This is a genomic window from Stappia sp. TSB10GB4 (assembly GCF_900185745.1).
Classification (GTDB): domain Bacteria; phylum Pseudomonadota; class Alphaproteobacteria; order Rhizobiales; family Stappiaceae; genus Stappia.
The window spans coordinates 131,095-145,183 of record NZ_FYAV01000026.1; the positions used below are offsets into that span (position 1 = coordinate 131,095).

The following is a 14,089-nucleotide window of genomic DNA, read 5'->3' on the forward strand; positions in this document are numbered from 1 at the left end:
GACACCCCGGCAGGTCATCCGCCTGCCGGGGTGTCGATATATTGGCAGCGCTCGCCCTACTTCACCGTGACCGGCACCCGAGCAATGACGCGATGCTCTCCGGTGGCGATCACATAGCGCAGCTCGTACTGGCCCGGCTCCGTCGGCGCCATCACCGTGATATGGCCGTCGGCGATATTCTCGGCACTGTTCCACGCCCCTCCGATATAGGCGGCATCGCCCTCGTCAGGCCGTGCGAAGCCGATCCAGTTGGCATTCGCCACCGGACCTTGCGCCGTCACCCGTACCTCGCTGCCGGCGACGACCTCTGCCGGGGCCTCGAGCGTCACCTCGGCCTCCGCCACGGTGACGGGGAGCGAGGCCAGCACCTTCACCCCGTCCGAAGCCGAGAGCACGTAGCGCAGTTCATAGTCGCCCGCGACCGCCGGCGTCGACAGGCGAACGCTGGTGCCCTCGGGTGTGGCCCAGCCGAGATAGCTGCCCGCCTCGGAGCCGACGGGGGCGAAGCCGACCCAGTCGCGGCTGCCTCCGGGGCCCGTCCAGGCGACAGTCACATAACCGCCGACCACGACAGGGCCCTCGACCGAGACCGACGCCGGCGACTCGACCACCTTGAAGGCCTTGCGGACCATCACCTGGCCGTCATTGCCGGCGATATAGACCGCCTCGTAATCGCCGGGCTCGGACGGCGCCTGCATGGTCAGCACCGGCCCCTCCACTAAATAGGCGTAACGGTTTCCGGACGCATCCGCCGAGCCCCCAACCGGCACGAACGCAAGATAGTCTCGATCCCCGTTCGGGCCGCGCCAGGACACCTGCGTCATCGTGCCGGCCGGCACCTCCGCCGCAAGGTCGATCGCAAGATCCGCCGGCGTCACCTCGACAGCAGCGGTGGCGAGGATGCGATCCCCGCCCTTCGCCCACACATAGGCAACGGCATATCTGCCCACCTCCGACGGCAGGCGCATGTCCAGCGGACTGCCATCACGGATCCAGGCCCAGTTGTCGACCTCCAGACGCTGGCCGCCCGCATCCAGGATACGCAGGAAGTCACCCTCCTCCATCGGGCCGGTGAAGCTGACCGAGACGGTGGAGGCTGCCGGGGCGGAGGATACGGCCAGGACAATGCTTGCCTGCGGCACATCGCTGGCGAGCCTGACGACGACCGCCGCGCCCTGATCGGCGACCGTCACCTCGACACCCCCGGCGCGCTCGCCGGCCGTGGCGCTGACGAGATAGTCGCCGGGCGCAAGATCCATCTTCGCCTCGTTGCCGCCGAGCGTTGCGACAAGCTGCTCGCTCGCCGCATCGACCACCGTCCAGTCGACCTGCCCGCTCACCGGCGCGCCGGTTTCCGCCTCGACCGCGCGGAAGGTCACCGGGAAGCCCGCCGGCTCCGCCGAAACTGCCTCTGTCGAGCTCCTCAGCGCCTCCGCCAGTTCCCCGGCATTGCGGGCGTTGAAATAGCGCCCGCCGGTCGCCGAGGCGATGCAGGCGATCTTTGCCTGATCAGCGCGCGAGGCGATGTCGAAGCCGATGACATGGGCGGTGAAGTCGATGCCGCCGGCGGCAAGCTCGCGGGCAAGCGCGCAAGGATCGCCGCCGCAGGTCTCGATACCATCGGAAATCAGCACCAGCCGCGCCGGCCGGTCGTTGGCGTTGAGACTGGCCGCCGCCTGCCGCAGCGCCTCGGTGATCGGCGTCTTGCCGCGCGGCTTCATCGCCGCCACGGCGCGGTTCAGGGCCGCCCGGTCGAGCGGCGTGATCGGCACCACCTGTTCGACGTCGCCGCAATCGCCGGTGCGCCGGTGGCCATAGGCCATCAGGCCGGTCGGCGCGCCATCGGGAAGGGTGTCGACGAGCCCCGCAAGGGCCTCGCGGGCGATCTCGACCTTGGCCACCCCGTCGATCTGTCCCCACATGGAGTTCGACATGTCAATCACGAGCAACGTGTCGGGCTGCGTGTCCTGTGCCGCCACGGACGGCACGGCCAGTGCCGTCGCCAGGAGCGCGGCAATTCCTGTCTGTCGCAAAACGAACCTCCACCGGATGCATGAAACACCGCGCACAACTGCAGGCGGGCAAAGCCACAATAGCGGCTGCGGTACGACGCGATGTGACACCCGTCACGAGATGAGGGTGGAAGACACCGCGACCCGGGCTTGCAGGACGTCCGTTTTTCTCGGCACTGCGTCCGGCATTGACCGCCCCTGCTTGGCGGCTGGCGTGTCTGGCGACAAGAAGGGGCGGCGTGCCATCCGCCGCACCAGGGGGGGCAGTGTGGCACGAACCTCCGGACGGACTTCAAAAACGGTTTCAGGATACGCGCATGACCCAATCCCTTCCCGCGCTGTCATCTCGCGGCCGCCTAACGGCTGCCCTGCTCTTTGCCGCCGCTCTTGCCGGCTGCCAGGCACCGGCGAGCTCCGGTCCACCGCCGCCGCCGGCCTTTGCCGCCCCGTCCTTCGGCGCGCCGGCTTTCGGCAGCACGCAGGCGCCGGCGGCCTCGCCGACCCAGCGCACCGCAACCCTGTCGTCCTCGACGAAATCCTGGGAGACGCCGGACGGCACCCGCCACACCAAATCGTCCAGCACCACCGCGTCCATGCGCGTCGATCCCAACGCGATGGGCAATGCCGCCGCGATGCTGTTCGGCGCGATGATGGGGCAATCCACAGCCGCCGCTCCCGCCCCCGTCAGCAAGGGCCAGATCGCCGGAGACTGGAATGTCGATGTCGACGGCAGGCAATGCCGACTGTCGCTGCGCCCGACCGGAGCTGGCATGGGCGACTTTGCCTCGACGTTCGGCTGCATCGGCACCGAGCTGCAAAGCGTCACAAGCTGGTCGCTGCGCGGCAACGAGGTTGTCCTGAACGGAATGATGAGCAAGCGTGTCGCCGTGCTTCGTCTCAGCGGCACGAACCGCATGGACGGCCCGCTCGATGGCTCCTCCGGGAAGGTCGTCGCCTGGCGCTGACGCGAAAGAGACAGGCGAGGCCTCGGTCTCGCATGTCCCTCAGGCGCTGATCAGGCGAATCCACTCCTCGTAGCGACGGTCGAGGTCGCGGTCGAATTCGCGGCCGCGCCGATGTGCCCATGCCGGGGTCGCGCGCATGTCGCGCGCCGTCGTGCCGAAGCGGGCGCGGAAGGCCCGCGAGAAGGCGCTGTCGTTGGCGAACCCGCAGTCGGCGGCGATCGCCGAAATCGGCCGTTCGGCGAAGCGGTGGTCGATCAGCATGCGCAGCGCAAGGCGCAGCCGCTGCTCGCGGATATAGGCAAGGACACCGCCGAACGGTTCGAACATTTCGTAGAGGCGGGTGCGCGAGACGCCGGAGAGGCGAGCCACCCGTGCCGGTGACAGGTCCGGATCCCGCAGGTGTTCGGCAATGCGCTGACGTGCCCGCACCAGCAGCGCGAAAGCGATGCCGGCCTCGCCCTGCCCGTCCTCCGGCCGGCTCGCATTGAGGCAGGCCGCGGTGAGCGCCAGGGTCGCGGCACTGGCTTCCGTGGCCTGCGAGAGGCTCATCCCAGAGGCCAGCGACTTCAGGGCCATCATATGGTCGATGAGGAGCCGGGCCAGCGGATTGCCCGGCGCCGAGATGATCTGCATATGCCGGTCGCCGGCCTGTTTCAGCAACGGCTCGATCAAGGGGCGCGGCAGCAGCAGCGACAGGTTGGTGAAGTCGCTGGTGCGCGAGCGCATCTCCTGGGCGAGGTCGAACACCACCAGCGCGTCCTGGCCGAACACCTGCTCGCGGCCGCGATGGGTGAACTCCATCGTGCCGGCTTCATAGATCTGGATCATCAGATGATCCATGCCGTCGCGGGCGATGGTGGCGGCCGAACGCGCCCAGTCCTGCGCCTGGGTATGGGTGCGCGCCATCGCCAGGTCGCCGATGACATGAGCGTCGAGTTCGGCGCAAAAGCCCTCGGCCCGGCGCTCCTTCGGCACGTCCACCTCGAACAGGCAGCCGATGCTCTCGCGCCAGACGTCGAACTGCTCGGCAACCGGCACCGCATCCAGCGAAAACACCGAATGCGGCACGCGCGATATATCTTCCGTCGTCAAAGGCCCCTCCGGGGAATTGCCAATCAGGTTTAGCAGGAGATCACGCTCCTGCAAGTCCCCGATCGCGGGCCCCCGTCCACAGCCACACACGAAGGGCACCAGTGTCCGATGCCCAGGCAAGGAGTCATGCGCCCTTGAGGCGGGCCGTGGTGTCCTCGGAAAAGCCGCCTTGCGACTTTTTCCCGAACGACGCGCGCCAGGACGCGGAGAGCGGCGGCAACGCCGCGATGGCCGCGGCGATCGCCGGGTCGAGACGCGGATCGAAGCGGGCGGCGACGATCCTGTCGAGCGGCCAGTCCGGCAGCGGACGCGCCACCAGTTCCATCGTGTCGCCGACCGCGATCCGGCCTTCCTCGATAACCCGGTAGTACCAACCGGTCCGCCCGCTCTTCTGCATGGCGACCGCCATCTCGTCGATGCCGGTATGGGCCGGCAGCTTCCAGCAGGGCTGGCGGCCCTGGCAGATCTCCACCAAGGCGGTACCGATACGGAACCGGTCGCCAAGGCAGACATCGGCCTCGGTCACCCCGACCGTCGAGACATTCTCGCCGAAACCGCCGGCGACAAGTCGCCCGGCATGTTCGGGCCATCGCGCGGCCCAATAGGCATAGTGGTCGGCCGGATAGTGGTGCAGAGCCTTCTCCGGCCCGCCATGCACGCTGCGGTCGGCCTGCTCGTCCCCGTCAAGCCCCTCCAGCCCGACATCGAGCCCATCCGTCACCGGCAGCTTGCCGATGGCCGAGGGCGGCTTGCCGTCCCATCGCTGACGCGCCTTGCCGATATAGAGGCCGCTGACGGATACGCTCATCTGCATGGGAAACTCCGGTCGGAAAAACAGGAAGCGCCACCATATGGGCGCGCGCGCCCCCTCACAAGCCGCCGACTGCCGCACAGCCCCCCACAGAGCCAGCAACAACCGAACCAATAAGTGATTGGTTCGAGGGCAGAACACGCCCGTTCTTTCGGCAGATCACCTCTGAAGTGATCTGGATGAAGGCAGCACCGCTCACTCTGAGAGCAGTGCGAACAGACCCAGCGACACCGGCTTGCCAGGCCCGAGATTTCGCGCCAATAATGGAACCAATAAACAAAAAGGTACGAGGCGAACGCGACTTCCGTGACAGACGAAACTCAGACACAGCGCAATTCCAGCCTGGCGCTGGAACGGCTGCGCATCATCGTCGACCAGTTGGAGCGGGAAGCACGCGACCAATTGCCGACGGAGCGTGAACTGGCCGAACAGATCGGCGTCGGCCGCCGCGCCGTGCGTCGCGCGCTCGACGTGCTGGAAGCGGAGGGGCGGATCTGGCGCCGCCAGGGGGCCGGCACATTCATCTCCGCCGCCCGCAGCGGCACCGAGAGCCGCATCCGCTACCTGCCCGAAATGAGCAACATGTTCGAGGTGATGGAGGTGCGGCTGCGCATCGAGCCGGCGCTTGCCCGCCTCGCCGCGCTCCGCGCCACTCCCGCCGACATTGCCCGCATGCGCGAGATCTCCGACAAGGTCGCCAGGGCAACCGACATGGACAGCCGCGAGCTGTGGGACAGCTCACTGCACCGTGCCGTTGCCATGGCCGCCGGCAACACCCTGTTCCTCGCCCTGTTCGATGTGGTCGACCGGGTCCGCCAGGACGAGAACTGGCGCCATGTACGCGAGGCGCTGCGCACGCCGAGCTCGCAACGTCTCTACCATTCCCAGCATGAGGAACTGGTGGACGCGCTGGAGCGCCGCGACCCGGTCGCCGCCGAGCGGACCATGCGCAAGCACCTGCTCAGCTTGCAGGAACGCCTGATGCTGCAGACCGTCGAGGGGCACGCAGATGTCGAGTGAGACCGGCGCTGCACCCACGGTCGCATCCCGGACGCCGCTGCTGGTCGTCGACGATCTGGCTCTTCGCTTCGGCGACAGCTCGTCCAACGTCGTCGACGGCGTCAGCTTCGATGTCGCTGCCGGCGAGACGCTGTGCATCGTCGGCGAAAGCGGCTGCGGCAAGTCGGTGACCTCGCTGGCGCTGATGGGCCTCCTGCCGATGCCCCCGGCCGAGCTCGTGCGCGGCCGCGCCCTGTTCGAAGGACGCGACCTCTTCACCCTCTCGCGCCGGGAGATGGGAAAGCTGCGCGGCGACCGCATGGCGATGATCTTCCAGGAGCCGATGACCTCGCTGAACCCGGTCTACACGGTCGGCGAGCAGATCGCGGAGATCGTCCGCCGCCACCGCCCCGTCGGGCGGACCGAGGCACGGGCCCGCGCGCTGGAGATGCTGGAGCGGGTCAAGGTGCCGGCTGCCAAACGCCGGCTCGACGATTATCCGCACCAGATGTCCGGCGGCATGCGCCAGCGGGTGATGATCGCCATGGCGCTTGCCAACGATCCGCGCCTGCTGATCGCCGACGAGCCGACGACCGCGCTCGACGTGACCATCCAGGCGCAGATCCTCGACCTGATGCGCGAGCTGCAGCGCGAGACCGGCACGGCCCTCATCCTCATCACCCACGACCTCGGTGTGGTCGCCGAAATCGCCGACAAGGTCGCGGTGATGTATGCCGGACGCATCGTCGAGACCGGGCCGGTGGCCACGATCTTCGACGACCCCCAGCATCCCTACACGCTCGGGCTGATCAGTTCGATCCCCTCGCTCGGCGAACGCGCCGGCCGGCTCGCCGCCATTCCCGGCATGGTGCCGACGGTCGAGCGCATGCCGGCGGGATGCCGCTTCGCCCCGCGCTGCCCGTTTTCCGACGCCGCCTGCCGGACGGAAGCGCCGCCGCTCGCGGAGATCTCCGCCGGCCATGCCGTCGCCTGCCGCTATGCGCCGCTGGAGCGGCACTTCGGAGATGCGGCATGAGCGGTGAGAGACACGATGTGATCCTCGAAGCGCGGGGCCTCGCCAAGCGGTTCCCTGTCGGATGGAAGCTCTTCGGCGAGCGCCAGAGCGTGCGGGCCGTCGATGGCGTGTCGCTGAAGGTCCGTCGCGGCGAGACGCTGGCGGTGGTCGGCGAGAGCGGCTGCGGCAAGTCCACCCTTGCCCGGCTGCTGCTGCGGCTGATCGAGCCGAGCGAGGGCGAGGTGTTCTATGGCGGACGCGACATCGCCGCCCTGCCGAAAGGCGAGATGCGGCGCCTGCGCAAGGACCTGCAATTCATCTTCCAGGACCCCTTCTCCTCGCTCAACCCGCGCATGAGCGTCGGTGCCATCATCGGGGAGCCGATGCGCGTCCACGGCCTAGGAGATGCCGCGTGGCGCCGCGCCGAAGTCTCCCGCCTGCTGACCCGGGTCGGGCTGAGGGCGGAATTCGCCGACCGCTACCCGCACGAGTTTTCCGGCGGCCAGCGCCAGCGCATCGGCATTGCCAGGGCGCTCGCCTCCGGCCCCAAGGTGCTGATCGGGGATGAGCCGGTCTCCGCGCTCGACGTGTCGATCCAGGCCCAAGTGATCAACCTGCTGGAGGATCTGAAGCAAGAATATGACCTGACCCTGGTGCTGATCGCCCATGACCTTGCCGTGATCCGCCACATGAGCGACCGGGTGGCCGTGATGTATCTCGGCGAGATCGTCGAGCAGGGAGAGACGGACGCCGTCTACGCCGCACCGCGCCATCCCTATACCCGCGCCTTGATGCAGGCGATCCCGATCCCCAGCCCACGGGCGCGCAAGGCGGCGGTACAGCTTGCCGGCGACGTGCCCTCGCCGCTCGCTCCGCCGCCCGGCTGCCGCTTCCACACCCGCTGCCCGCTTGCCGATGGCCGCTGCTCGACCGTCCACCCGCCGCTGCAGGAAGTCGAGCCCGGCCACCACGTCGCCTGCCACCACTGGCAGCGGATGGCGGCCGAGGGTCAGGCTGCACTCATCGAACCGGAGGCCTCGCAGGCCGCCCGTCATCGCCTTTCGCTTTACCGGGACAGAAGCGAACGCCAGCAGAACTCCCGTCCCGCAACCTGAAAACAAAAGAACCTGACCAGAGGAGCCTTGAGAATGCGACAGAGTCTTCTTGCAGCCTTGCTGCTGAGTGCCAGCGCCCTTGTCGCGCTGCCGGCCGCCGCCGCCGACCTGCGGATCGGTCTCCAGGAGGATCCGGACGTTCTCGATCCGGATCAGTCCCGCACCTTTGTCGGCCGTATCGTCTATGCCTCGCTTTGCGACAAGCTGGTCGACATCACGCCGGAGCTCGAGATCGTGCCGATGCTGGCGACCGCCTGGTCATGGTCGGAAGACGGCAAGGTCCTGACCATGGACCTGCGCGAAGGGGTCGTCTTCCATGACGGCACGCCCTTCGACGCGCAAGCCGTGAAAGCCAATATCGAGCGGTCGAAAACCCTGCCGGAAAGCCGTCGCAAGAGCGAGGTTCAGTCCATCGAAAGCGTCGAGGTGACCGGCCCGATGCAAGTGGCGATCACCGTCAACGAGCCCGACGCGACGCTGCTCGCCCAGCTCTCCGACCGGGCCGGCATGATGATCTCGCCGACCGCAGCGTCTGCCGCCGGCGCCGATTTCGGTGCGAACCCGGTGTGCTCCGGCCCCTTCGTCTTCAAGGAGCGTGTCCAGCAGGACCGCATCGTGCTGACGCGCTTTGCCGACTACTGGAACGCCGACGCGATTCACTTCGACAGCGTCACCTTCCTGCCGATCCCCGACACGACTGTGCGTCTCGCCAACCTGCGTTCGGGCGATCTCGACATGCTGGAACGGCTGGCGGCCACCGACGCCGCCTCGGTGAAGGCCGATTCCCGCCTCGTCTATGCCGACGCGGTCAGCCTCGGCTATCAGGGCATCACCATCAACATCGGCAATGGCGAGCGCGGCGACAACCCCTTCGGCAATGATCCGAGGTTGCGACAGGCCTTCGAACTGACGCTCGACCGCGATGCAATCAACCAGGTCGTGTTCGAGGGCGTCTTCGCGCCCGGCAACCAGCCCTTCCCGCCGACGAGCCCCTGGTACGACACGGAGGTGCCGATCCCGGGGCGGGACATCGCCAAGGCCAAGGAACTGATGAAGGAGGCTGGCTACGAGTCCTTCGAACTGGAAGTGCAGGTCGCCAACAATCCGGTCCAGACCCAGTTGATGCAGGTGGTGCAGTCGATGGCCACCGAGGCCGGCTTCATCGTCAGGCTGAAGTCGATGGAATTCGCCAGTCTGCTCGCCGACCAGACCGCCGGCAACTATCAGGCCAGCCAGGTGGGCTGGTCGGGCCGAACTGATCCGGACGGCAACATCCACCAGTTCCTCACCTGCGAAGGTGGCATCAACGACAGCAAGTATTGCAATCCGGAGGTCGACGCGCTGCTCGACAAGGCGCGCACCAGCAACGACATCGCAGTCCGCAAGGAGAGCTATGACGCGGCCCTCAAGATCCTCTCGCAGGACCTGCCGATCATCTACCTCTACCACCAGACCTGGATCTGGGCGCTGGATGGCAAGATCGAGGGTTTCGTTCCCTATCCGGACGGCATGATCCGCCTGCAGGACGTTAAGTTCAAATCCTGATGTGACCCCTGCGGGGCCCGGACTGCCGGGTCCCGCAGCCTTACGGATATGGCCCGTTCATGCTGACCTTCATCGCCAGACGCCTGCTGATCGCGATCCCGACCCTATTGCTGGTGTCGGTCTTCGTGTTCACGCTGCAAAAGCTCCTTCCGGGCGACCCGGCCCTGGTCCTTGCCGGAGAGGACCGCAATCCGGAAATGCTTGCGTTCATCCGCGAGAAATACCGGCTGAACGATCCGATCCTCTACCAATATGCCTACTGGCTCGGCGGCCTCGTGCAGGGCGACCTCGGCGTCTCCCTGCGCACCAACCAGCCGGTGCTGCAGCTCATCCTCGACAAGCTCCCCGTCACCATCCAGCTCGCGGTGATGGCGATGATCATCGCGATGGCGATCGGCATTCCCGCCGGCATCCTGTCGGCGGTGAAGAAGGGCGGCCCCATCGACTACATCGCCAATTTCGTCGCCCTGTCGGGCCTGTCGATCCCGAATTTCTGGCTTGGAATCATGCTGATCCTGCTGGTGTCGGTGGAACTCGGCTGGCTGCCCGCCTCCGGCTACACCTCGCCGTTCCAGGATCCGGTGCGCTCGTTCCAGACCATGATCATGCCGGCCTTCGTCCTTGGAACCGCGCTTGCCGCGACCTTGATGCGCCACACGCGCTCGGCCATGCTCGGCGTTCTCAAGGCCGACTATGTGCGCACCGCCCGCGCCAAGGGGCTGGGCGAGCGCATCGTCATCCTCAAGCACGCCTTCCGCAACGCGCTGCTGCCCATCGTCACCCTCGGCGCGCTGCTGTTCGGCGAGTTGCTGGCCGGCGCCGTGTTGACCGAACAGATCTTCACCATTCCCGGCTTCGGCAAGCTGATCGTCGACGCGGTCTTTACCCGCGATTACGCGGTCGTGCAGGGCGTCGTCCTGTGCACCGCCGCCGGCTTCATCCTGATGAACCTCATCGCCGACGTGCTCTACTTCCTGCTCAACCCGCGCATGAGGGCAACGCTGTGACCGCGCCCGCCCTGCTCACCGGAACCGATGACGGCGACCTGCCCGCACACGGCGGCAGCCGCGCCTGGAAGAAGCTGAAGCGCAACAGGAGTGCCCTGTTCGGCTTCGTGTTGGTCGCCTTCTTCGTCGCTGTCGCTGTGCTGGCGCCGATCCTGCCGATCGCCGACCCGGCAGCCACGAACTGGTCGGCGATCCGCAAGCCGCCATCCGAGCTCTATTGGCTCGGCAGCGACGAAATCGGCCGCGATCTCCTGTCGCGCATGATCTGGGGGGCGCGTGCCTCGCTGCTCGCAGGGGTCGTCTCGGTGCTGCTCGCGGTGGCTGTCGGCGTGCCCTTCGGCCTCCTCTCCGGTTACTTCGGCGGCTGGACAGACCAGATCATCTCGCGCATCACCGACGCGCTGCTGGCGACGCCCTTCCTCATCCTCGCCATCGCACTCGCCGCCTTTCTCGGTCCCAGCCTGACCAATGCGATGATCGCCATCGGCCTGTCGGCCACACCGATCTTCATCCGCCTGACCCGCGGCCAGGTGCTGTCGGTCAAGACGGAGGACTATGTGGAGGGCGCGAGGGCCATCGGCCTTTCCGACATTGCGATCATGTGGCGCTACATCCTGCCGAACGTCTTCGCGCCGGTGCTGGTGCAGGCGACGCTGACTGTCGCGACCGCCATCATCGCCGAGGCGAGCCTGTCCTTCCTCGGTCTCGGCCAGCAGCCCCCCGACCCGAGCTGGGGGTCGATGCTGAACGTCGCCAAGAATTTCGTGACCCAGGCGCCGTGGATGGCGTGGTGGCCGGGCGCCGCCATCTTCCTCGTCGTCCTCGGCTTCAACCTGCTCGGCGACGGGTTGCGCGACGCGCTCGACCCGCGCGAGAGCTGACCCGAGCTTCGGCCCGGCACCAAAACGGAAAACCCCCAAGGGAGATCGGATGTCCACCTTCACCACCAGACCGGAAATCCGGGGCACGTTCGGCGTCGTCACCTCGACCCATTGGATCGCCACCGCCGTCGGCATGAGCATTCTGGAAAAGGGCGGCAATGCCTTCGACGCGGCGGCCGCAACCGGCTTCGTGCTGCAGGTCGTCGAACCGCATCTCAACGGCCCCGGCGGCGACCTGCCGGTGATCCTGCATGATGCCGCAAGCAGCAAGATGGAGGTGATCTGCGCGCAAGGTCCGGCCCCGGCGGGCGCGACCATCGACCACTATCGCCGCGAAGGCCTGTCGCTGATCCCCGGCGACGGGCTGCTGGCCACCGTCATTCCCGGCGCTTTCGACGGCTGGATGCTGATCCTGCGCGACCATGGGCGGCTGCCGCTGCGCGACATTCTGGAGCCGGCGATCCACTATGCGCGCAGCGGTCATCCGATGCTGGCACGCGTCTCCGCCACCATCGCCGGCCTTGCCGGCTTCTTCGAGAAGGAATGGCCGACCTCGCATGCCACCTGGTGTCCGGGCGGCAGGGCGCCGGCGACGGACGAGTTGTTCCGCAACCCCGCCCTCGCCGACACCTGGGAGCGGCTGCTGCGGGAAGCGGAGACGAAGAGCGGCCGCGAGGCCCAGATCGAGGCGGCGCGCGATTGCTTCTACCGCGGCTTCATCGCCGAGGAGATCGCCGCGTTCGTCGACAAGACCGAGGCGATGGACGCCAGCGGCGCGCGGCACAAGGGTGTTCTGACGGCTGACGACCTTGGAGGCTGGCGCGCGACGACCGAAACGCCGCTCACCTACGACTATCACGAGTGGACCGTTGCCAAGACCGGCCCATGGGGCCAGGGACCGGTGCTGCTCCAGGCGCTGGCGCTGCTCAAGGGGACAGCCATCGGCGAGGTCGACCCGGTCGGCGCCGACTTCGTGCATCTGGTCGCTGAAGCGATGAAGCTCGCCTATGCCGACCGCGAGGTCTATTACGGAGACCCTGCCTTCACCGACGTGCCGATCGCGCATCTGTTGTCGGACACCTACAATGCCGGCCGGCGGGCGCTGATCGGCGAAACCGCCTCCTTCGACCTGCGCCCCGGCATCGTGCCGGGCTACGAAGCGCAGGTGCAAAAGGCGATACAGGTGATCGAGGGACTCGGCACCTCGGCGACCGGCGTCTACGAGCCGACCATGGCGCATCTGTCGGAAAAACGCGGCGACACGGTGCATATCGACGTCATCGACCGCTGGGGCAACATGGTGTCCGCCACCCCGTCGGGCGGCTGGCTGCAATCCTCGCCGGTCATCCCGGCACTCGGCTTCTGTCTCAACTCGCGCGCCCAGATGTTCCTGCTGGAGGAAGGGCTGCCGACGTCGCTGGCACCGGGCAAGCGGCCGCGCACCACGCTGACCCCCAGCCTTGCCCTGAAGCACGGCGTGCCGACGCTCGCCTTCGGCACGCCCGGCGGCGACCAGCAGGACCAGTGGCAGTTGTCGCTGTTCCTGCGCCTCGCCCATCACGACCTCAACCTGCAGGAGGCGATCGATCAGCCGCTGTTCCACACCACCCACTTTCCGGCGTCCTTCTACCCGCGCCAGCGCCAGCCGGGCCATATCATGGTAGAGGAGAGCTTCGGCCGGCCGGTGCTCGACGCCTTGCGGGCGCGCGGCCATTCGCTGGATGTGGCACCAAGCTGGTCGATCGGCCGGCTGACGGCAGCCCGCCGCGATCCGGACGGGTTGCTGCGCGCGGCCGCAACGCCGCGGCTGATGCAGGCCTATGCGGCCGGACGCTGACGGGAGACTGCCTGAATGACCTACTCGATCGTGGCCCGCGACCCGGCCTCCGGCCAGTTCGGCATTGCCGTCGCCAGCCGCTTCTTCGCGGTCGGGGCCATCGTGCCCTATATGGCCGGCGGCATCGGCGCCATCGCCACCCAGGCCTTCATCTCGCCGCTCTACGGCACCGACGGGCTGAAGATGCTGCAGGCCGGCGCCTCGGCCGAAGAGGTGGTCACGGCGATGACCGGCCGCGATGCCGGTTCCCATTCCCGCCAGCTCCATGTGATGGACGCAAAGGGGCGCAGCGCCGCCTTCACCGGAGAGAGGTGCATCGACTGGGCCGGCCACCTGATCGCCGAAGGCGTCTCGGTGGCCGGCAACATGCTGGCCGGACCGCAGGTTCTCGATGCCACGCTGACGGCCTATCTCGCCCATCCGCAAAAGGCCTTCGCCGATCGGCTGCTCACCGCGATGGAGGCGGGCGAGGCCGCGGGCGGCGACAGGCGCGGCAAGCAGTCGGCGGCGCTGAAGATCGTGCGCGGCGAGGCCTATCCCTGGCTCGACATCCGCGCCGATGACCATCCCGATCCGCTGCCTGAGTTGCGCCGCCTGCTGGCGGTGGCAGGCGAGCGCTACCTGCACGTGGCCGAGAGCCTGCCGACCTCCGACAATGTCTCGGGCATGCTCGATCGCAGCTCCGTCGATCTGAAGATCGCCGAACTGGAGGCCGAGCGGATCCGGGAAGGCCGACCTTCCGCTTCCTTCGCCACGCCGCTGTTCTGAAAGCCGTTGCCGGGCAGGGCAGGCCGGAGTAAGCGCTGACAG

The 14,089-nt window shown here is 67.5% G+C and carries 12 protein-coding genes; 9 read left to right on the forward strand and 3 right to left on the reverse strand.

Going from position 1 to position 14,089, the window contains the following annotated elements; all coding sequences use genetic code 11:
- Positions 1-56: 56 nt before the first annotated feature.
- A complete protein-coding gene (locus TSB10GB4_RS03340; RefSeq protein WP_186394540.1) occupies positions 57-2,033 on the reverse strand; it encodes a VWA domain-containing protein in 1,977 nt (658 codons plus the stop codon).
- A 296-nt stretch (positions 2,034-2,329) separates the two neighbouring features.
- Here TSB10GB4_RS03340 and TSB10GB4_RS03345 point away from each other — a divergent pair, with 296 nt between their 5' ends.
- Positions 2,330-2,977: an AprI/Inh family metalloprotease inhibitor gene (locus tag TSB10GB4_RS03345; protein WP_186387158.1), complete on the forward strand. Its 648-nt coding sequence runs from the start codon at positions 2,330-2,332 to the stop codon at positions 2,975-2,977.
- 39 nt (positions 2,978-3,016) lie between these two features.
- On the opposite strand, the gene TSB10GB4_RS03350 is transcribed toward TSB10GB4_RS03345, so the two are convergent.
- Positions 3,017-4,069: a helix-turn-helix domain-containing protein gene (locus TSB10GB4_RS03350; protein WP_186394541.1), complete on the reverse strand. Its 1,053-nt coding sequence runs from the start codon at positions 4,067-4,069 to the stop codon at positions 3,017-3,019.
- 124 nt (positions 4,070-4,193) lie between these two features.
- Positions 4,194-4,883: an MOSC domain-containing protein gene (locus TSB10GB4_RS03355; RefSeq protein WP_186394542.1), complete on the reverse strand. Its 690-nt coding sequence runs from the start codon at positions 4,881-4,883 to the stop codon at positions 4,194-4,196.
- Positions 4,884-5,186: 303 nt separating this feature from the next.
- Between TSB10GB4_RS03355 and TSB10GB4_RS03360 the strand changes: the two genes are divergently transcribed.
- From TSB10GB4_RS03360 to TSB10GB4_RS03395, 8 genes are read left to right on the forward strand one after another with little or no spacing between them, the layout of a single operon-like run.
- Complete coding sequence (locus tag TSB10GB4_RS03360; RefSeq protein ID WP_186394543.1) at positions 5,187-5,900, forward strand: FadR/GntR family transcriptional regulator; 714 nt, start codon at positions 5,187-5,189, stop codon at positions 5,898-5,900.
- Positions 5,890-6,915, forward strand: a complete 1,026-nt coding sequence (locus tag TSB10GB4_RS03365; protein WP_186394544.1) for an ABC transporter ATP-binding protein — start codon at positions 5,890-5,892, stop codon at positions 6,913-6,915. Before TSB10GB4_RS03360 ends, TSB10GB4_RS03365 begins: the two co-directional genes overlap by 11 nt.
- On the forward strand, positions 6,912-8,009 hold the full coding sequence (locus TSB10GB4_RS03370) for an ABC transporter ATP-binding protein (RefSeq protein WP_186394545.1): 1,098 nt from the start codon (positions 6,912-6,914) through the stop codon (positions 8,007-8,009). The genes TSB10GB4_RS03365 and TSB10GB4_RS03370 overlap by 4 nt, the downstream gene beginning before the upstream one ends.
- Before the next feature lie 33 nt (positions 8,010-8,042).
- Positions 8,043-9,554 carry an ABC transporter substrate-binding protein gene (locus TSB10GB4_RS03375; RefSeq protein WP_186394546.1) on the forward strand — a complete coding sequence of 504 codons (1,512 nt, stop codon included), beginning with the start codon at positions 8,043-8,045 and terminating at the stop codon, positions 9,552-9,554.
- Positions 9,555-9,613: 59 nt separating this feature from the next.
- Positions 9,614-10,561: an ABC transporter permease gene (locus tag TSB10GB4_RS03380; protein ID WP_186394547.1), complete on the forward strand. Its 948-nt coding sequence runs from the start codon at positions 9,614-9,616 to the stop codon at positions 10,559-10,561.
- Between the two features lie 11 nt (positions 10,562-10,572).
- Positions 10,573-11,442 (forward strand): ABC transporter permease, encoded by an 870-nt coding sequence (locus TSB10GB4_RS03385; RefSeq protein WP_186394571.1) that lies wholly within the window; start codon positions 10,573-10,575, stop codon positions 11,440-11,442.
- A 49-nt stretch (positions 11,443-11,491) separates the two neighbouring features.
- On the forward strand, positions 11,492-13,279 hold the full coding sequence (locus tag TSB10GB4_RS03390; protein WP_186394548.1) for a gamma-glutamyltransferase family protein: 1,788 nt from the start codon (positions 11,492-11,494) through the stop codon (positions 13,277-13,279).
- 15 nt (positions 13,280-13,294) lie between these two features.
- Entirely contained in the window at positions 13,295-14,047 is a 753-nt protein-coding gene (locus tag TSB10GB4_RS03395) for a DUF1028 domain-containing protein (RefSeq protein ID WP_186387149.1), read from the forward strand.
- Positions 14,048-14,089: the final 42 nt, after the last annotated feature.